Source organism: Neisseria sp. P0017.S009 (assembly GCF_051957375.1).
Lineage (GTDB): Bacteria > Pseudomonadota > Gammaproteobacteria > Burkholderiales > Neisseriaceae > Neisseria > Neisseria perflava.
In genome coordinates this window covers 62,198-79,979 of the sequence record NZ_JBQCWL010000006.1, presented here as the reverse complement: position 1 = coordinate 79,979, position 17,782 = coordinate 62,198, and the positions used below count along the sequence as shown (strand labels likewise).

The window sequence follows — 17,782 nt, the reverse complement described above, 5'->3', positions numbered from 1 at the left end:
GCCCGCCTATCTAAAGGGTTACAGCAACCAAGGAGATACGATTACCTTGCATTTGCCTTTGTTCGGGTTGTACGCACCACTATCCAGGCGGTCGCCTTCCACTAATTTTTTGGCGGCGTTTTCCAAAGAAGGAGGAACCAGCAGCACATTCGGGCGGATACCCAGCGGTCGGCCGCCGTCGCCTTTCAGGCTGACCATTGCGTTGTAAGCCTTTTCAAAACCTTCGGCATCCAGGGTTTCTTGCGACTTAGCCGCCATTTGCCAGAAGCCCAAACCAACATTACAACGGCCGTCCACGCCGTAGCGGTATTCGTTGCGCATAAATACGCCTTCGTCGGTAGCGGCGGTCATGGCAGTGAACTGCTTAGGCTTGCGTTCCTGATAAATCAGAGGTTTCAGGGCGCGTGATGTATCCAGCAAATACCAAGCGGCTTCGGTACCGGTGAAAATATTGGATACAGTGGTGGATTGGCCGGTGCCATCGACTTTTTCATATACCGGGTGGTCGTTGTCGAAGAAGTTCTGACCGTCATAACACAACGTAGCATGCGCGTTTTTCAGCAGAGCAAATACCAATTCGTCAGGATGAACGGCGGAAGCACGGCCCATTTCGGTCATCATCGGCGCGTAAATGCCGACGTTGTCGTCTTCGATGTCGTTGCGGTTGACCTTGACCGAACTTTCAAAATGCTTGTTGGTGATGGCATAGCCGTGTGCCTTCATATCTTGGAATACGCGGTCGCCCACCCATTCGCGGAAGGCAGGCCATTGACCGAGCCAGCCGTAAGTATTGGAAGCAGTAGAGGACGGAATAACAGTGGCGATTTCCTTGTATTGGCTGTCCGCCATTTTCAGGCCGTCTTGGAAGTTTTTCTTAAAGCCGGTAAACAGCGCTTTCAGTGTATCTGGAGTGATAATCATGCTTTAATCCTTGTTTAAAGCCTTATTTGGCTTTTTGATAATCTTCGGCTGAAATGCCCAATTGCTTGGCCACTTCGATTTCTTCCGGAGTCAACGCAGGCTCACCGCCTTCAGCGCCTTTGCCACCGGTTTGCGTTTTACTCAACGCGGCCAATTTCAAACTGCCTTCCATCAGATTCTTAAATGCCTCTGGGTCTTTGGCAGCCAGTTGTCGTGCCGATGCTTCTTGATGCGGCAGCAGGCGGCCATCTGAAAGAGCGGCACGGATCAGGCCGTCTGAAGTACCGCCCACTTCCATTGCAATCACTTTCTTGCTCAACGCAGCCACTTGGGCTTTCAGTTCGGCAACTTCGCCGTCGTCGGCATTACCGCCTTGAGGATTGTCTTCGGGCTTGCCGGCATCGCCTTTACCGCCTTCGCCGCCTTGCGGTTCGTCTTTGTGTTCAGCCAGTGCTTCGGTCAGCGTTTTACCGCCCAGCTTTTCTTGTGCTTCGGCCAAAGCCGCTTCAATGGCTTTATCGTCGGCATCTGCCGCCAAGCCCAAGAGCTTGATTAAAGCTTCCTTGTTCATACTTGTTTCCTGTTTGGGGTTAATAGAGTTTTGGCGGCTCAATGCAGCCAGAGCCATGCCGTCCAGCGCAGGCGAATTGGTCAACGCCACACTGTGCAGCCCGCGCACATTGCCCAATGTGTCGTATTCGAGTACCGGCGACAGATAGCGGTATTCGCCGCTGTCTATCATGTCTTTTGCGCGTTGTGTCCATTTCACTTCGCCCATCAGACCTCGATCGTCATCCCACACATATTTGCTGATCCAACCGGCAGCAGGATTTTGCTGTCCGGTTTCCGCAGCTTTCAGTGTGGCGTGTTCGTAGTCCACAACAAGGTCTGTTTGTCCGGCATCAAAGGCGGCAATGATTTGCTGCGCCAAAGAGGCAGTCATCGTCCAGTGCGCCACGCCTGTATCGGTGCGCCCGTCGACTGGTGCAAATTGACCTTTGGGTACGATTTTGATAAGGCCGTCCGTATTTCCGACTTTGGCGGCAGATAAGGCGGCAAGAAAGGTTTTTGTATCCATTGCCGAATCATGAGCCATCAAGCCGGCACAAGAGGCTGAATCACTGTCAGTAAGGAACGAAAATGAGAAATATCGGAGAATGAAAAAGAGAGTATGTTTAAAACCGTTTCAGAAGCCTTTTAAGCCCCTCACAGATTGATTTAAACGTTTCGGGAAAGGGTAGATAAGGGGAAGATATATAAAAGCCGTCTGTGTGCAATTTCAGACGGCTTTTGTTTTAATTACCGAGAGCGGCATCCAAGTAATCATTTACCGCATCGACTAAAGCCTGTTCGTCGTCAGGTTGAAGAACCATAAACGGACGTGCAGGAATCTTACTGCCGGGGTGATTGACGCGTTTGGCAAACCGTCCGCCGAATTTTAAGGCTTTGCCGTTTTTCGGCAATATCGTATGCGGTGCAGTTTGTCCGCCGAAGTTATGAATGGCCGCATATTCAACATTGGTACCGACCACGGCTTCCGTGGCCGTACTGTTCTGCGTAATCGAATTGCGCAAACGCCCACTGGCCTGCAACAGCCCCGATCCTTCTCGCGCGGACGGATACTTGCGCGGAGCCCACGCGGGCGGCCGCCTGCCTCGAAGTTGTCCAGCACAGCGTTGCGCATGATGCGGGCAAGCTGCGTCATCAATGGCTGGGTATTGCTTGTACGTTGCGCAATGGCGTTTAAGCTGTTTTGCAACGTGTCTGTGTTGATTTTTATCTCAATCATCAGTATATTATCCTTAATACCAAGTTGTCGGCGGGTCGCCAACTGGAATGGCCTCGGTGGTTTATCCACTGTTTTATCCTGTTCGAATCAGGCAAAGCCGCCAACTTGGTTATTTCTTCCAGATTAATTCATATCTGTCATTTTTATAAATATCCCCATCTTCAGCATAATTTCCTGTATTAACCATATTGACGGCAACCGCTTCTTTTTTGCCGGTATAGGGATTTCTTGCCTTAGCCTGATAATCCACTGTTACAACCAATTTCCCTTTGTTATTCACTCCCGGATACACAAACAACAGAAACTGCTGGCCATCGGCATTGCGGCCTGCCGTGCCAATGAGTATTGCCTCCGGATTTTGCAGCTGTTCTGGCAGGTCTTTCCAAAATGCCAAAGGCAACGGTTTATTTTTACTGTTACGTATCGCGTGTAATATTCGCTCATCACTCATCGCGATCACAGCCGATTGCGGATAGACATTCTTTGCGGCCAGAGCTTCTAATACCGACGGAGCCAACGCTCCGATATACAGCATTTCACCCCTGGCAAATTTCTCCATATTTACCCGATCAACCATTTCCGATGCTTGTTTAGATATGGCTGCCCTCCATTTTGGCTCTTTTAAAGCTTCCTGAATCGCCACACTTGCCAGCTTCGGCGGCAAATCCACTGCACGCTGCATCTGCAACTGCCCCAAGTTGGCCAAATGGCTTTTACCCACATTATTCTGAAAACCTGCATCAGTATAAAAGCGACTGCCGTCGGCCAGCTTCACCGCCTTGGCCGGGCGGGTGTCGCCCTTGCGGTTGACCACCACTTCCGTATCTTCCAGTTGCGCTTTTTGCGGCAGCAGATTGCGCCGCTTCAAGTCACGGTCTGAAAACGCCCGCACGGTACAGCGGCAGTTGAAGCCGTTGGGAGGGTAGAAGTAATTCCAAAACGGGTCGTCGATGTGATACACCGCGCCATGCGCCGCAGCGTGGCTTTGTCGGGTACGGCTGTCAAGAATGGCCGAATACTGCAGCCAGGGCGCAGAGTCTCGACCATCTTCAAGAGCCTGCCAATGCCCGGACATATAGGCCGACTGCATTTGCGTACGGAAAATAGTTTCCAGTCGATGCCGCGTGATGCCTTTACCATCTACTTCGCCGGTGTTGGCATTCACAATGTCGCCATCTTTCAGCAGCTGCCAATCATGCTGTTTCAGACGGCCTACCACATCATCACGGAATTTCTCAAATGACGTACCGTTTTTCAGGCTTTCATACAAAGCACCGTGGATTTGCGCGACAATATCCTGCTTGTGAATGCCCGCAATCGCCCGTGCCTTAGCCTGCGCTTCATTCCACGTTACTTTCCAATCGGACGGCACATTAAAGCCCAGCCCCTCAAAATACTTGACGGCCTGTTCAGGCTCAAGGCCGAATGCGTAGCTCAAATCAGCCATTCATCCGTCCCCATAAGTCCGACACAAAAACCACACGCGCCAAGGCCATCTGAAATTGCTCGGCAGTCAGGTCGGGATAAACGCGCAGTAAACGCTCCTGCACATCCTCATAACTATCACCCTCGGTCAAAGCCTGGCCTAAGCCGCGTAAAAACGGCTCAATCATTTTTGGCAAGGCCACTTTGCTCAAGTCCGCATTATCCAAATCCGCCTGCGCCGCGCCGACAATCTCGCCAGTTTTACTCAAAGCCACACGGCGGTAGCTTAGAGAAGCGTTTTTTAAATCCGTTTTAACGTCGGTTTGAAAAGCCAATACCGGCTCGTCTTCGGAAGCCAAAGGAATGGCTAATTTTTCCTGCGCCCACGACAACGGAATCTTCATGCCGATCCCCACCAATTTAGGCAAAGAGTCGGAGTACACCGTCAAATCTTCAGGCAATTGCGTATCGAACACAAAGCGCGGCAGACGTGAAACATCGACATTGCCTTTATTGAGCTGCAACAATGGCAGGATCAATTGGCGCGTCAATGTGCCGGCCAGTTGTTTGGCATCGGACACCAGCAAATCATGGCGCACCTCGTTATGGATTTGCCCCAGCGCATTGGTAGCAGTCTTGCCGTCAGCCTGGCTGGTCAGCGTGCCGCCTAAAATCGCTTTTGAAGACGTTTTATCCGCCCAATCAATCATTGCCTGAAATGGATCCGCACTGCCATTGGCCGCGTTGAGCAGCTCAATCTGCATGATTTCAGGAATAATCCCCGCCGCGTTATGGCCGATTTCGCGCACCGCATTCAAAAGGGTGAGCTTATCTTTGTCGTCCGCACCGGAGGCATATTTACCGATTCGGGTCGGCAGGCCGTAAATCTCCAAAAACTCGGCCAAATCACGCACCGAGTAATTCTTGAACAAATAAGGCCACACCAGCGTGCGCATCAAACCGCTTCTTGCCAAAATACCCGAACGGCTGCGGTGCTTATGGACAATCCAGCCTAAATCCCACAGCTTTTCGCCATCTGGGCTGCCGTCTTTGCGCAATAACACCTCATCCATTGCATTGACCTTAAACCAAGCCTGCGGACGATGATGGAATGCCTTGGGCAACCATAACGAACCAAGGTTTTCCCATTCGATTTCCACGCAGGAGAAGCCGTGTCCGACCGCGTCCAAAAGGTCAAACATCATATCCTCTAAATCGGTCATCTGATTGAGCCAGCCATCAACCTCTTCGGCCAGCTTCCGTTCCGCTTCGCTGCTGTCCGGAGGCGGAACAATATTCCAATCCAAGCCGATTACCGCGCGCTTGCGTTTGCTCATCTCCGAAAAGATATGGCCATCCTTCTCCTCAATATCGACAAAGAGTTCGGACTGCGCCTGAATATCGCCGTTTTCCGCATCTTCCAAAATCCGATGGAGCGACTGCGGAGTCAGCCCTTTGCTCGGATGCTCATGGGTAGTGCGGTTTTTAACGATATCCGCCGTTTGGGATTGTTTATCGGGCGTTTTAGGTGCGGCTTTACTAAACAACGCACGGAGTAGGTTTTTCATGACGTAAAAAAGGGCAAGTTAAACTTGCCCCATTTTCAGCCGTGCCACTCCTTAGCAGGCTGTATCCCGTGTCAGTTTTACCATGCGCCGCTCCCCATCCGTCCGGACAAACCGTGCTCTCTAGGCACGGCAATATAGCCGCCGACAGTCGCGCTGCTTTGAACCAAACCCCACAGCATATGCACCGCATCGGGGCCGTCGTCATGGTCTGCCATCGGAAAATGGCGGAATTGGTCAATCAGTGTGCTTTGACTGGCGTGCAAACGGATTTGACCGTTTTGCATATACGGCTGCAGGCTTTCAATACGGAGCAACTTGTCCGCACTCGGCTTGATACCGCGTGCCGGAATCGGGATACCGGCAGCCGCGCCGCGTTTGACCAGCTCAGTCTTTAAAAACTCCTGAAACTGCACCGTCTCAATGCCCCACAACACACAGCGGTACCGCCGTTGCAGTTCGATAATGTCGGAAATAATCTTGTCCGGCAGGCGTTTCTTAATCAGAGCCTCCACCACATCCAACACACCCGTGCGGCGGTTGTACCCGCCGATACACAACGCAGACGGGTCACGGCTGTTGCCGGCCTTGCCCAAACTCGGGTCGCACGCACCATAAAAAATCCAATCCGAATCACGATTGACCCAAAAATTCAGGCTGTTCGCAAACGGCGCGGCCTCACCGGCAACCGGATCATTCTGATATTCCGAATCGAACGTCGCATGGCCGTCACGCGCACGGATTTTCATCAATGCCAATACGCCACGAGCCGCCCAAGAAGTGACCGCGCCGCGCTCCATTTCGTCCTTGTTTACCTGATAAAACGCCTCGGCCACCGTCTCGCCGTCGTTTCGGAAAAGTTCCTCCCAGCGGTCCCACAAATCCATGCGGTCGGGCCAGCGTTTCATCGCCTTAAACTTAATACCGTGCCAAAACGGGTTATTTAAAGTGCGGTTAAGTACGCTGTCGTAATGCAAAATCGTGCCGATATAGATCACATCGTATTTCTGGCCGACCCCGCCCAGAGGCAATACCGTTTTAGTCAGCCACGCATTGAGCTTGTCGCGCTGTTCGGGATTGCGGACTTGCTCGTCATTCTCAATATCGTCCAAAACAGTTAAGTCAGGACGGTAAGGGCCGTGACGCAAACCGCGCAGCTTTTTACCGCTACCGGCCACTTGCACCTTAACGTCATTGGCCGTAACAATCGTACCGGCCTGCCATACACGGCCTTGTCCGCATACTTCTGGGAAGTCGGTTTTCAGGCGCGGATTAAATTCCAATTCCGCCTTGATGGCTTCGAGCATCGGGTATGCCTGGTCTATGCTGTCCATCACAATAACGGCATAATGTTTTTGGCCGGTCACAATACACCACAGCGTAAACAGCTGGGTAACCTGCGTCGATTTACCCTCGCCGCGCGGCGCACCCACCGCCTCATTTTCCCCTTTGGGGGAGCGGATAATCTCCGGCAGACGGCTGAATAAAAACGCATGCAGTTCGGATTTCTCAGGCGAGCGGATATAATGGGGGAAGTAGGTATTTACGAAATATTCGTAACCGCCTACTGGGTCAAATACCTTGGTACGGCGTGCAGCAATAGCCTTGGGCGACGCATCAAAGCCGTCCACTTCCGCTTCGATGACTTGGCGCAGACTGGCAGCAAGGACGGACAGGGATTTGAGGAAATCTTTGTTCTTCATTCAGACAGCCTGTAAAAATTCGCACGATTCAGAACATCCACCTTGATGGGTATAACTTACTGTTGGTTCAACAATTTCTTTTAATTTTTCAAGGTCGGAAACGGTACGATGCCGACGAAAGAAAAAAACGGGCGAGCCATCTCTACCGTTCGGATATAGCCGCTCCATCATTTTTGGAAATTCAAAGTATTCGGAGGCATCATTTAACGCATTAAGTAACTTGGCATCCGACTTTTTAAAACACCAGACACAGTTGCCTAAATATTCGGGGATGTTTAAATCAAAAGGCTGTTTTTTCCAGAAATCTAAAACATCTTGCTTTTCAGACGGCCATATATCTACCAATGGATAAATAATTTTTCTTTGGACAGCATCTGCCTTAATGCGTCTCGATTCGTCAACTCTGATACCAATAGCTGTATCAACGGCTGCCGTACCGAATTTCTCACGCGCCCACGAATTTATAACTGCCAGTTTTAGTTCTCTTGTGCAATGCGGGTTGGATACGTTAGGTATCGTATATTTTGCAATCATCGCCTGATAAGGCTCGCCATTTCTTGATGCTATTTCAAAATTGACCACCTTATGCCGAGTACCCTTGCCATGTTCAGAATTAATCACCGCTTCCAACCATACTACCGGCCAGCCAAACACTGTCTCACATTGATGTATAAACTCAAGCGTTTGTTCGTGTTCGCAGCCCGTATTGGCAAAGACAATAAATGGGGTGTAATTAGTAAACAACCCAAGATTATTCATAATCAGATGTGTCATGTACGCGCTGGTGCGACCACCGGAAAAACTAATCAACAAAGGTTCTTTATCCAAACTTCTTCTCCACTTCCGCCCCAAACGGCTCCAATACCTCCACAAAGGCAGGCAAATGTTTGGGGTGTTTTTCTTGCACAAACGCCATCAAGAACTCAATCAATTCCAAAGCCGTCGCCAGTTTTGACGTTTCCGGCATCACACGGGCATTGGCTGATACGGTTTTCGTAAACGCATCGGCTAGGCTGGCCAACAGCTTCGCACGGTCCGACGGCGACAAATCTTCGGTACTCGAATCCTGCAGCATCGTCATCGTACTGTTGTACTGCACCATAAAACCGGCCAACATCGCACGGCTCAAGTCCTCGATACCGCCGCCGGCCAAAGTGTAGGCAGCGCGCATCTTGTCCCAGTCGTCGCCTTTTTCCTTATCCGCACGTTTCCACGCACGCGCAGTGGCCTGCGGGATTTCGCACATCAAGGCCGCCGTTTCCAAAGTTTGCTCGCCGCTCACATAGAGCCGGCGTAACTTTTCACGGATTTCTTGCGGGTGAGCCATAATTACAGTCCCATTTTCGCTTTAAGCAATTCCCAGCCGACCGTAATCACGCCGCCGCCCAGTGCGCCGAATGTAATGGCCGTGCGTTTCGTGTCTTGGCGGATTTGTGCAATTTCCGCCTGCATTTCCTTCTGATTTTTCAGAGTTTGATCAGTCTTGTTTTCAATACGCTCCAAGGCTTCCAAAATCGGGTCGCTCATGATTTGTCCGCTTTCCTGTCCAGTTTTTCGTTTACTTTTTCCAACTTGTTTTCAATTCGTTCTAAGGCCGCCGCAATATTAGTGCTGTCTGCCTTGGCGTCCGCCTTGGTGTGATAAGAGAGCTTCACCGCGTGCAGCTCCTCTTTAAGGTCGTCGATACGCTTGTCCGCCTCTTTCAGACGGCCTGAAATACCGTTGACCCAAAACCAAAACGCCGCCGTTGCAATCGGCCACAGGGTTTTAAACCCAAATTCAAAGTCCATTTAAAACCCCTTTAAACCGGCACGTCGCCGAATACGATACGGACGGAGTAGCCGTCAGGGCGATTACTGAAAATTTCGAGTCCATCTCCATCGTTACAAACGCAGTAATACGCCGAAATCGTCTGCCAAACTGCACGCTTAAAAGTGTCGTAGTTTGTATTTGGATATTCAAGGTTAAAGGTCGTCTGAAAATCCTTATTCATCCGTACCGTATATTCAAACCCTGCCTTATCCAGCAGATTAGAAACATGAATGACAAACGGCTCTTGTTCGCGGGAGCGGCTTAAGCCCAATTCCAAATCGGCATGGCGCACAGCCAACTGACGTTCAACTAATTCACGGTAGGTCATTCTTTGATACCCATTAAATATTTTATCCGTCTGTACAACTTCTTAACCCACGAAATATTTACAAATGTATAAATCTTTGTTACAACTTCGCCGTCATACTGCGCATTTTCCCGTGCAGCCCGAAATTTTGCCCGGGCTTCTTCAGGGCTGTCCGCCCAAATGCTCAATGACCAGGACTTACCGTCAAAGCGGTAAGAAAACGTGTACTCATTCATAGGAGAAACCTTATGTATTTTGAAATCTATAAAGACGCAAAAGGCGAATACCGTTGGCATTTGAAAGCAGCCAACCATGAAATCATCGCTCAGGGCCAAGGCTACACCAGCAAGCAAAACTGCCAGCACGCAGTCGATTTGGTGAAAAACACTACCGCCGCGACCCCTGTAAAAGAGTTATAAAATCCGCTTTTACCCTAAGCCCGCGCCCTACGCGGGCTTTTTTGTCAGTCGCCGACTTTGCGGGAGCGATTGCCCGCCCAGTCGCGCCACGCTGCGTTTTGGTTTTCCAGCTCCGAAACATAGCCGCCAAACTCAGCGGCGTGTTCGAGCAGCGTTGCCGTCTTGCCGTCCTTCGGAGGACTCGGGCGTACCGGCGCGACCATCAACGCAGCAGGCGGTGTCGGCATGATCGCCTTTTCGACAACCTTAATTTCCGTAGCCGAGGGCGCGGTTGTAGAGCTGCAGGCCGTGATGGCCAAAGCCGTCAATACAATTACCGCTTGCATTTTTACGGTCTTGAGTAAGGACATTTTCGATTTCCTTTTTATTTTCCGTTTTCAGACGGCTGACTTCCGCCTGTTTTTTCGCCAAAGCCATACCGACGGCGTGTGCTTTGACTTCATATTTTTTAGCTTCCGCACGCGACTGTTCCAATTCGCGCGCATAGTTTTGAGCCGACAACAGCAGGGCTTGCGCCTTATCGTGCTCCATCTTGTCGATGACGGCCTGCTGCTTTGCAAACGCCGACTTATAGCCTTGATGGTGCGACACCGCCAAACCCGTGCCGACAAGCGCGATAATGGCAATCGGTTGCCAGTTATTCGCCAGCAGTTTCACGAGATTCATTCTCGACCTCCTGCCGTTTGACACTGACCAGCGAGCGCGCTACCGCATAGCCGCCGACAATGCCCAAATACACCGCCCAAATCTCCGCCGACGGATCGGGCAACATCACAAACTTAAACGTCCCAGCCGCGCAGGCAACGTTTGCCCACAGTTTCGAGTGCGACACATTACCTGTCGCCGGGTTTTTAAAAATATCAAAAATGCGCATTATTTATCCCGTAGGTTGGGCATTTATGCCCGACAAAATCAGTGCTTTTTTCTCGCAATGATTGGGCGGTCGTAATAACCACTGCCAATACAACGTGTTTCAATTCGGACTTCCCAATCATTTGATACCAAATTCAAAATCCAACAAATCAGACGTGCTTTCAGCATTTTCTCGCCTTGCGTTTACGCGCCGCACGTTTCGCAGCCGCCACGCCCGACTTGCCCAGGCGCATAGACGGATGTTGTTTCAAATAGCCAATACTGGCAGGCTTAATCTCAAATTCAGGCATCTGCGGTTTCAAGACAGACAGAGCCAAAGCAATCAAAGACTTTTTCATACCTTCGCCGCTCCCAATTCCATCGCAATCGCGTCCGCAATCGCGCGGCAGATGCCCCATTTAGTAGTCTTAAACAAGGCCAAATCAGTGTCGTTACTGATAAAAAACAGCTCAAACACAATGCCGCCGGCTTGCGCATAAGCCAGGCGCGAATGCTGGCCCGCGTTGTCGGGTTTAAAGCCGTCTTCGCCGCGCAGTTTCCAGCCGGTTTTCTTGGCAACAGCCTTGCTCAACACCTGACACCAGCGTTTGTTTTTGACGGTACTCAACGCCTCAATGCCAGTGGCCGTTTTCGCGGTGGCCGCATTGGTATGGAACTCAATCGCCACATCCGAGCCGCGAATCAGCTTGACCGCTTCGCGCAGCGGCATATTGCCTTTGCCTTCGCCGTCGGTGCGTACGGTCAAGCCGTAATCGTTACGCAGGATTGAAGCCACGATGTTGCGCATATCCTGCGCCAAGTCCGCCTCACGGTCGGAGCCGTTGCACGCGCCCGGGTCGGTGTTGCTGTGTCCGGCAGTCAGACAAATAATTTTGCTCATTAAAGCCTCCCTCAAAATCAGATTAAAATGCACTTTCAGAGGCTTACATTTTCAATCGGCATGGCTTTTGCAGCGGTCGAAACAGTGTCAGTAGGCAACAAAAAGGCCGCCTGAAATTTCAGACGGCCTTGGCATGATTCAACCTTATTTGATTTTCATCGGACAAGTAAATGTGTCAAATGGTTCATCTCCGGTCAACACGGCTAAACAATCATTTATAGGCAGATTAATACCTTTACGGGCATAGACAGTTGCCTCAGCTTCAGGAGGATGTTTAATTTGCTCTTTACAAGCGGCCATAGCGTTGTCGTAGTTCTGTTTATAATTGGCAACCATAGCGTTTTGGTTTTGTCTGGCGGTAAAGTAGACATATGCAGCATTGGCGGCATTGGTACACTGATACAATCCAGCCTTATCTTCCAAAAATGGCCCACCGAAAGTTTCATCGGCTGATTTGGCGACAGCGACAAAAGCCTTGTTAAATGTCTTGACCTCCGCCAAATTGCTACCGTTTAACACCATGCCGCGGTTCTCCTTTTCAGCTTGAGTAAGCAATGCCACCAATTTTTCCGCATGGCTTTTCAGTTCGCCGTGCCGGCGGATTTTGTCTAAATTATTCTCCCCTATAAAGTATTCTTCGTTTTTCAGGCGCTCCACGATTTTCACTTTCGGGTCAGGCTGAGTTTCTTGCTGTGCTGGGGCTGTCGGTTTGACTTCCTCTGATACTTGCCCACACGCTGCCAAGCCCAACGCCAGCAGCACAAAATAAAACGTTTTCATATTCTTCTCCAAAATAAAATGCCATACATCTGCATGGCATTCCATTCTAGAACAAATTTTCCTGCTCCGCTTCCTTATCCGCCTGTTTCAGAATCCGCCACACATGGCGGTCGCTTAGGCGGTGTGCCAAGGCCAAATCGTTAACGGCCTCATAAGCAGGGGTACCGCCTGCCGTCTGTCGGTCAAACTGACTGCGGATTTTACGGTTACGCAGCTCATACAAGGCCGTCTCGCAACGGGGTATAAACAGATTGCACGGAGCCATTGCCTCCACCAGCCGACCGGCCGCCTCACTGCCGATAATCTCCTCCAAGTACGCAACACGGGATTGACTGTTTTTCGTATAACCCTGCCGCAACGGATAAGTCGTACCGCCCATCAGGCGCACCAACTCCAGCGTTTCATTAAACCCGATGACCGTAATCAACGCCTGCACACTATCAGGGAGCAGATGCTTGACCGCGCCAAAATCTGCCGTCTCATACATCACACAGCCCCTTTCTTACGGCGGTTCGCCGCAATCTGCAACGCCGCCACCAGCTTGTGCATATTGCCGTCGGACAACCATTCCACGCGGTCAACCTTAAACATCTTTTTCGCCGTACCGTGCGCATAATTCCAAGTCCAGCCGTTATCCAGCAGCAGGGCTTCGATTTTCCGCATCATAGGATCGGCAGAAGAGCGGCGGTTCGGCCGTCGGCCTGCCGTTTTTTTCGGCGCAAACCCATGCTGGCGCAAATCCTCGACCACGCGCTCCAGCTCAGGGATACTGCACTCCGTACACGACCGCTTGCCCGTCACGCGCTCCAACACCGCGCGATAGGTACCGTCGTCTAAGCCCAGCTCCTTTTGAGCAATCTTAATTTTCGCAATCAACGCCCGGCGCATTATTTCTCAAATACAACATATAGTATAAATTAGCGCATATTATACCAATAAAATACAATATATAGTATTAAGTCGATGTTTTTTTTGCGAAACTGACAGACACAAAAAAGGCCGTCTGAAACAGGTTTTAAACCCCATTTCAGACGGCCTTTAATCAAGCTTTAAACGCCAAAGAAAAATAAAATCAACGCAAGAAAAAACCAAACCACCCCGAAGCAGTAATAAATAAAGGCTTTTTTTCGGGCGCGCATAGCCTCTTTTTCTCCTTCTTTCACTTTTCCCCACACGAGAAAAGCGGTTTCCAATTTTCGGTTGGCATTTTCAACTTGAGCGTGGATGTAGAAGGAATCGCGTGCGGCAATTCTTAAAAATTCCAGCTCATCAGTATTTAAATTTCCGTTTTCCATCACACCAACTCCTGCTCCGTAGGCTCAATCACAAAATCCTCAAGCCCCGACACAATCTTAATTCCCGGCACTTGGCCGTCTGAAAAACGCTCTTTTTGATTCAGGATGGCGTCTTTGTCGATTTCCTTCTTCGTACGGACAAACTCGGCAAAGGCGGATTTCTCCGAGAGCCATGCCAAGACGGCGGCCACGCCCGTTACCTTGACGGATGGTGGACGGATGCGCCATTTAATCAGGCCGGTGGTAAAGTCCACGGTTTTGGTTTTACCGTTTTCCGTCAGCTCGTCCTTATGTGCCTCGCAGTATGCGGCCACACGTTCGGTCAGGCTCATGATTTCGGCACACATCGGCGCGGCTTTGGCGGCATATTCTTCTTCGATGACCGCTTTTTTGTCTCCAGCTTCGGTTTCCAGGCGTTTGACTTCGCGCTGCAAGTCGCCGATTTGGCGGATAAATGCGGTAACTTCCGCTTTGTCTTGTGCCGCTTCGATCGCGGGCTGTTTGATTCGGGTTTTAGCCATTTTCTTTTCCTTTCGGGTTGGGTTTAACATTTCGGCTTGCTCAAGCCTTGTTCGCGTTCGCGCTGGGCAAGTGCCTCAACTTTCGCGCGGTGTCTCAAAATCTGCTCGGTGGCGGTTTCAGCCGAAGGCGGTATAAGTGACTTGTCTCTTAACACCTCTTTAATTACGCCCTGTATGCGGCTTAAAGCCGATTTTCCCTTCGCTTTTCCCTCTTCCGTGAGGTGGTAATGGTGTTCCAGCTTCAACGGCTCCGGCGGTGGAGGCAGCTTGTCTAAAAAGTCTTTCGGACTCGGCCAGCGGTTGGTCTCATTCGCCAGCACCATAAAGGCCGTCTGAAAGCGCGATACATCTCGCGCTTCGTCCCACGCCCGGCCGTGCGCCAATACACGGCTCCATGTTTGCGCAGTCGCGGCCACAGTATCGGCAGCCGGCGAACCGCTCAGACGCAGGGTCAAAAGCATGGTCAGGCCGTCGATCATGGCGTTATGCAGTTGGGTAGGTAGTTCTTTCATTTCTTCAGTCCTTGCAGCGATGCGGCTGCGGTCAAGGTTTGGCTGGGGTTGGCCGGTAGTGTGGCGCGGCGGTTGGGTTGGTTTGTCTGATTCCCTGCGCTTGGCTGGCCAACCCAGCCCGCAAGGATTTCATACAGGTAGCCGTGCGACTTCAGCGGCGTTTTCAGACGGCCTTGGTCGCGTGCATTGACCGTCTCGTTAAAGCCATGAATCCAAGCCTCGGCAGGTGCGGGGAAACAAACCCCGTCGCGTGCCGCCTCCTGCGCCTTAATCATCGGCAGCAACTCATTCAGCAGTTTTGCGGTACGCGCCCAAGAGAGCTGGGACTTGGCAGGGCGGAACAAACCGATATACCGTATCGCCGCCTTGCCCATTTCAGCATCCATCTCCAACACAGCCTTTAATACCGCTGATGCGTCTGCGTCATTGATTAAGCTGTCCAGGCTATGCACCGCCCCGCAGTTCGGGCATTTGATGTTCATGACTCGCTCTCCCATAATGTTCGACGTTCAACCGTCTTAACGGTCTTGACGGCTTTCCGTTCCCATCTTCCGCAGTGGCGGCATTTGCGTGATTGTTTATTGGCATAAATCCATTTGTGATGCCATTCAGTTAATGCACACCCTCCGATACGTTCGTATTCGTCCCATTTGACTTCGGTAACCACCTCTGTTTCAGGGGTTTTCACAAAACAAAATGTCTCAACTTTTTCGGAGCTGTAATAAATCCTGCTGCCAATAAAGTCTCCAAGACCGTCTTCAATAAACCAGCCGATATACCAGCCGAACCCATCTTTAAACTTAACAATTCGCGGATAAGCTCCCGAAGCTTCAAGCAGTTTGGATTTTTTCTTCAAAAATCGGAAAATATAGCCAATGTATTTAGGGTCTTTTTTAGGGTTGTATTGCTCAATGTCCATCACACTTCCTCCCATAAAGTTATCGCCCGAGCCAAAGTTTCCGCCTCGGCAGTCTTCCACATCCCGTCCGGCGACCGCGCAGCAATCACAAATCCCTCGCCGTCCTTCTTCATCAACATCAGCTCGCCACGGTCTTCGATCCATTCTGCAATTTCTTTTTGATTCATTTCTTAAATCCTTTTAAATCAATACCTTATATTTTCAACAAGGCAAAAAAATATAGAGCAACATCAACGGCTTACCGTTTTAATTGTCGTCATACCCGTCATGGCCTTCACCTATCATGTGCAACACGACGATTCGGGCCAGCATTTCAAGCCAAATCCCCAGCAGCACCAACACCGCCAATCCGACAACAAACCAAATCATTTTTTCTCCTCCTTCTTCTCGGCAGGCCGTCTGAAACGCGCCTGATATTCCTCAATTTCGCGCTCTCTGTTTTTTTGCGCCATTCGCGCCGTCGCACGCCTGCGGTGTTGTCCCCAAGCCTGCCAATCCGTATTACGTCGTCCAAAACTCATTTCACACATCCTTTCACAATCGCCTTATCGCCATATTTCGCGCGGATTTCCTTGACCACCCGATCCAAAGCCTCTTGTTTCGCCGTAGGGCTCAATGGCTTATCGCTCATAAACAATCCCTTTCATTTTTTCCTCCGTACTCATCGACTCGTATTGCTCGCCCAAAGCTTGAGCCTCCAAATCCGCCATCCGCTCGCGGCGCGACATTTCCAACTTCGCCGCCGACACCACCGGCTTAGAGCAGCTATGCAGCATCGTTCCCGCCAAGACCGCCCAAAACAACAACCAAAAAGCCAAACCGATCCACTTGGTTTTCCGTTCGCAAAACAAATTAGACATTTTCCTATTTCCTTATAAATCAATTACTTAATATTTTTTCAAGGCAAAAAAATTATTGCGTACCCAATCCGCCTTAACCTGCGCCGCCCATTCCTTGGCTTCCTCTTTGCTCTCGAAGCGTTTCCGTAGTCGGCGGATTTGCAACCATGCAAAGCCTTCTTTGCGCTTGCCGCGTATATCCGCACGCCAAATCTTCCGCCGTTTATGGGTTTCATAATCGTGCCAAGTGTCCTCATAGACTCCGGCGTGTACCGCATATTCGTGTCTCATTTCAGACGGCCTTTCTTATCGGATAATCAGGGAGCTGTATTTCTTAACGATACCGGCCTGCATCTTGATACCGTTCTTGTTCGCCGTGCGTACCGCGCCGCGCATCAATTTGCTCATCCGGCGCGTATTGCCGTTACTATGTTTAACCAGTTCCAGGAGCGTTTCTTCGTCCGCATCAGGCAAAGCCGCTTTCGCAATCTCAAAGAGCTCGTCATCCGGCAAAGATTCGCCCAAATTCAGCGCAACAGACACGCGGCTATAAAGTTGCACCAGCTCGCCATGCTTACCGCGCAAATTCGCAACCAGTCGTGGCATACCGCTCAATACCAAGCCGCAGCCAGTCTCATCGTGCAGACGGCGTACAATTTCAAGGGCGCGTAAAGGCAGGTTTTCCGCTTCATCGACCACAATCAGACGGCCCGAATCGCGCAGGCGGTCAGATACAGACTCAAACAAATCATTCAGGCTGCCCATCGCTGATACCTTCGCCGCAGTCGCCAACTTGCGCATCAAGACCAAAGCCGTAAAGCTCGGATTAGCCTCAATCAAGATGGCCGCGGGGTTTTTCTCGCAGTAGTTTTGACCGCCTGCGTCTTGCCCAAGCCGGCCTGACCGTAGATCACCACCGTTTCACCACCTTCGTGCGCATCGCGCATCACTTCCGCGATTCGGCGTGTCGTCTTAGTCGATACAAAACCCAACACCAGCTCTTCACGTTGCGCTTTACTGTCCTGCATCTCCAAAAACGCCTCGATTTTCGGCTCGATGGTTTCATAATTGCCGCCTTTTTCCGCATAAGTGCCGTTCAGATACATACTGATGGATGCCGGCGAAGTACCGATACCGCGTGCCAGTTGGGTTTGGTTCATGCCTGATTTGGCTTTAAATTCAGCCAGTTTTTGTTGCAATGTATGATTGATTTGTTTCATTT

Annotated in this window: 31 protein-coding genes and 1 pseudogene; 1 reads left to right on the top strand and 31 read right to left on the bottom strand. The window is 50.7% G+C overall.

Going from position 1 to position 17,782, the window contains the following annotated elements; translation table 11 throughout:
• Positions 1-18 precede the first annotated feature (18 nt).
• From ACTHTG_RS08415 to ACTHTG_RS08360, 12 genes are all read right to left on the bottom strand, one after another.
• Entirely contained in the window at positions 19-921 is a 903-nt protein-coding gene (locus tag ACTHTG_RS08415; protein ID WP_004520449.1) for a Mu-like prophage major head subunit gpT family protein, read from the bottom strand.
• A 22-nt stretch (positions 922-943) separates the two neighbouring features.
• Positions 944-1,999 carry a phage protease gene (locus tag ACTHTG_RS08410; protein WP_039862366.1) on the bottom strand — a complete coding sequence of 352 codons (1,056 nt, stop codon included), beginning with the start codon at positions 1,997-1,999 and terminating at the stop codon, positions 944-946.
• A gap of 217 nt (positions 2,000-2,216) precedes the next feature.
• Entirely contained in the window at positions 2,217-2,513 is a 297-nt protein-coding gene (locus tag ACTHTG_RS08405) for a phage virion morphogenesis protein (protein WP_440360632.1), read from the bottom strand.
• Positions 2,514-2,819: 306 nt separating this feature from the next.
• Positions 2,820-4,157 carry a phage head morphogenesis protein gene (locus ACTHTG_RS08400; protein ID WP_070587420.1) on the bottom strand — a complete coding sequence of 446 codons (1,338 nt, stop codon included), beginning with the start codon at positions 4,155-4,157 and terminating at the stop codon, positions 2,820-2,822.
• A complete protein-coding gene (locus tag ACTHTG_RS08395; RefSeq protein ID WP_440360631.1) occupies positions 4,150-5,703 on the bottom strand; it encodes a DUF935 domain-containing protein in 1,554 nt (517 codons plus the stop codon). Before ACTHTG_RS08395 ends, ACTHTG_RS08400 begins: the two co-directional genes overlap by 8 nt.
• A 77-nt stretch (positions 5,704-5,780) precedes the next feature.
• Positions 5,781-7,403, bottom strand: a complete 1,623-nt coding sequence (gene terL / locus ACTHTG_RS08390; protein ID WP_070624800.1) for a phage terminase large subunit — start codon at positions 7,401-7,403, stop codon at positions 5,781-5,783.
• Positions 7,404-8,231 carry a phosphoadenosine phosphosulfate reductase domain-containing protein gene (locus ACTHTG_RS08385; RefSeq protein WP_141750523.1) on the bottom strand — a complete coding sequence of 276 codons (828 nt, stop codon included), beginning with the start codon at positions 8,229-8,231 and terminating at the stop codon, positions 7,404-7,406. It lies immediately after the preceding gene.
• The gene (locus ACTHTG_RS08380; RefSeq protein ID WP_049337983.1) at positions 8,224-8,730 is read right to left on the bottom strand and encodes a DUF1804 family protein; all 507 of its coding nucleotides are present in this window, start codon (positions 8,728-8,730) and stop codon (positions 8,224-8,226) included. Before ACTHTG_RS08380 ends, ACTHTG_RS08385 begins: the two co-directional genes overlap by 8 nt.
• Before the next feature lie 2 nt (positions 8,731-8,732).
• Complete coding sequence (locus ACTHTG_RS08375; RefSeq protein WP_440360630.1) at positions 8,733-8,930, bottom strand: hypothetical protein; 198 nt, start codon at positions 8,928-8,930, stop codon at positions 8,733-8,735.
• Positions 8,927-9,193 carry a hypothetical protein gene (locus ACTHTG_RS08370; RefSeq protein ID WP_004520458.1) on the bottom strand — a complete coding sequence of 89 codons (267 nt, stop codon included), beginning with the start codon at positions 9,191-9,193 and terminating at the stop codon, positions 8,927-8,929. Before ACTHTG_RS08370 ends, ACTHTG_RS08375 begins: the two co-directional genes overlap by 4 nt.
• A gap of 11 nt (positions 9,194-9,204) precedes the next feature.
• Positions 9,205-9,543: a hypothetical protein gene (locus ACTHTG_RS08365; protein WP_070588180.1), complete on the bottom strand. Its 339-nt coding sequence runs from the start codon at positions 9,541-9,543 to the stop codon at positions 9,205-9,207.
• Positions 9,540-9,758 carry a hypothetical protein gene (locus ACTHTG_RS08360; protein ID WP_049227008.1) on the bottom strand — a complete coding sequence of 73 codons (219 nt, stop codon included), beginning with the start codon at positions 9,756-9,758 and terminating at the stop codon, positions 9,540-9,542. Before ACTHTG_RS08360 ends, ACTHTG_RS08365 begins: the two co-directional genes overlap by 4 nt.
• Positions 9,759-9,770: 12 nt before the next feature.
• On the opposite strand from ACTHTG_RS08360, the gene ACTHTG_RS08355 reads away from it, so the two are divergent.
• The gene (locus ACTHTG_RS08355) at positions 9,771-9,941 is read left to right on the top strand and encodes a YegP family protein (protein ID WP_070588178.1); all 171 of its coding nucleotides are present in this window, start codon (positions 9,771-9,773) and stop codon (positions 9,939-9,941) included.
• A gap of 44 nt (positions 9,942-9,985) precedes the next feature.
• Here ACTHTG_RS08355 and ACTHTG_RS08350 read toward each other — a convergent pair whose 3' ends face one another.
• The 19 genes and pseudogenes from ACTHTG_RS08350 to ACTHTG_RS08260 form a co-directional block, all read right to left on the bottom strand.
• Positions 9,986-10,291 (bottom strand): hypothetical protein, encoded by a 306-nt coding sequence (locus ACTHTG_RS08350; protein ID WP_193388906.1) that lies wholly within the window; start codon positions 10,289-10,291, stop codon positions 9,986-9,988.
• Positions 10,188-10,607 carry a hypothetical protein gene (locus ACTHTG_RS08345; RefSeq protein ID WP_070624795.1) on the bottom strand — a complete coding sequence of 140 codons (420 nt, stop codon included), beginning with the start codon at positions 10,605-10,607 and terminating at the stop codon, positions 10,188-10,190. The genes ACTHTG_RS08350 and ACTHTG_RS08345 overlap by 104 nt, the downstream gene beginning before the upstream one ends.
• Positions 10,579-10,815: a hypothetical protein gene (locus ACTHTG_RS08340; protein WP_049350587.1), complete on the bottom strand. Its 237-nt coding sequence runs from the start codon at positions 10,813-10,815 to the stop codon at positions 10,579-10,581. The genes ACTHTG_RS08345 and ACTHTG_RS08340 overlap by 29 nt, the downstream gene beginning before the upstream one ends.
• A 160-nt stretch (positions 10,816-10,975) precedes the next feature.
• Positions 10,976-11,152, bottom strand: coding sequence for a hypothetical protein (locus tag ACTHTG_RS08335; protein WP_168163219.1), 177 nt, complete (start codon positions 11,150-11,152; stop codon positions 10,976-10,978).
• Positions 11,149-11,694: an N-acetylmuramoyl-L-alanine amidase gene (locus ACTHTG_RS08330; protein WP_440360629.1), complete on the bottom strand. Its 546-nt coding sequence runs from the start codon at positions 11,692-11,694 to the stop codon at positions 11,149-11,151. The genes ACTHTG_RS08335 and ACTHTG_RS08330 overlap by 4 nt, the downstream gene beginning before the upstream one ends.
• A gap of 144 nt (positions 11,695-11,838) precedes the next feature.
• Positions 11,839-12,519, bottom strand: a complete 681-nt coding sequence (locus ACTHTG_RS08325) for a hypothetical protein (RefSeq protein ID WP_083300560.1) — start codon at positions 12,517-12,519, stop codon at positions 11,839-11,841.
• Position 12,520: 1 nt separating this feature from the next.
• On the bottom strand, positions 12,521-12,961 hold the full coding sequence (locus tag ACTHTG_RS08320; RefSeq protein ID WP_002233845.1) for a Mor transcription activator family protein: 441 nt from the start codon (positions 12,959-12,961) through the stop codon (positions 12,521-12,523).
• The gene (locus tag ACTHTG_RS08315) at positions 12,961-13,362 is read right to left on the bottom strand and encodes a gp16 family protein (RefSeq protein WP_070588173.1); all 402 of its coding nucleotides are present in this window, start codon (positions 13,360-13,362) and stop codon (positions 12,961-12,963) included. The genes ACTHTG_RS08320 and ACTHTG_RS08315 overlap by 1 nt, the downstream gene beginning before the upstream one ends.
• Positions 13,363-13,523: 161 nt before the next feature.
• Positions 13,524-13,769, bottom strand: a complete 246-nt coding sequence (locus ACTHTG_RS08310) for a hypothetical protein (protein WP_049336424.1) — start codon at positions 13,767-13,769, stop codon at positions 13,524-13,526.
• Complete coding sequence (locus ACTHTG_RS08305; RefSeq protein WP_049336426.1) at positions 13,769-14,290, bottom strand: host-nuclease inhibitor Gam family protein; 522 nt, start codon at positions 14,288-14,290, stop codon at positions 13,769-13,771. Before ACTHTG_RS08305 ends, ACTHTG_RS08310 begins: the two co-directional genes overlap by 1 nt.
• A 23-nt stretch (positions 14,291-14,313) precedes the next feature.
• Positions 14,314-14,802 (bottom strand): hypothetical protein, encoded by a 489-nt coding sequence (locus tag ACTHTG_RS08300; protein ID WP_049336428.1) that lies wholly within the window; start codon positions 14,800-14,802, stop codon positions 14,314-14,316.
• The gene (locus ACTHTG_RS08295; protein ID WP_049343887.1) at positions 14,799-15,284 is read right to left on the bottom strand and encodes a hypothetical protein; all 486 of its coding nucleotides are present in this window, start codon (positions 15,282-15,284) and stop codon (positions 14,799-14,801) included. Before ACTHTG_RS08295 ends, ACTHTG_RS08300 begins: the two co-directional genes overlap by 4 nt.
• Complete coding sequence (locus ACTHTG_RS08290; RefSeq protein ID WP_049343886.1) at positions 15,281-15,721, bottom strand: hypothetical protein; 441 nt, start codon at positions 15,719-15,721, stop codon at positions 15,281-15,283. Before ACTHTG_RS08290 ends, ACTHTG_RS08295 begins: the two co-directional genes overlap by 4 nt.
• Positions 15,721-15,888: a hypothetical protein gene (locus ACTHTG_RS08285; RefSeq protein WP_168162677.1), complete on the bottom strand. Its 168-nt coding sequence runs from the start codon at positions 15,886-15,888 to the stop codon at positions 15,721-15,723. Before ACTHTG_RS08285 ends, ACTHTG_RS08290 begins: the two co-directional genes overlap by 1 nt.
• Before the next feature lie 79 nt (positions 15,889-15,967).
• The gene (locus ACTHTG_RS08280) at positions 15,968-16,090 is read right to left on the bottom strand and encodes a hypothetical protein (RefSeq protein WP_256388733.1); all 123 of its coding nucleotides are present in this window, start codon (positions 16,088-16,090) and stop codon (positions 15,968-15,970) included.
• Positions 16,087-16,242 (bottom strand): hypothetical protein, encoded by a 156-nt coding sequence (locus tag ACTHTG_RS08275; protein WP_162837291.1) that lies wholly within the window; start codon positions 16,240-16,242, stop codon positions 16,087-16,089. Before ACTHTG_RS08275 ends, ACTHTG_RS08280 begins: the two co-directional genes overlap by 4 nt.
• 99 nt (positions 16,243-16,341) lie before the next feature.
• Complete coding sequence (locus ACTHTG_RS08270; protein ID WP_049336928.1) at positions 16,342-16,581, bottom strand: hypothetical protein; 240 nt, start codon at positions 16,579-16,581, stop codon at positions 16,342-16,344.
• 27 nt (positions 16,582-16,608) lie between these two features.
• Complete coding sequence (locus ACTHTG_RS08265; protein WP_070588169.1) at positions 16,609-16,851, bottom strand: toxin PIN; 243 nt, start codon at positions 16,849-16,851, stop codon at positions 16,609-16,611.
• A gap of 15 nt (positions 16,852-16,866) precedes the next feature.
• Positions 16,867-17,780, bottom strand: a pseudogene (locus tag ACTHTG_RS08260) (AAA family ATPase).
• Positions 17,781-17,782: the final 2 nt, after the last annotated feature.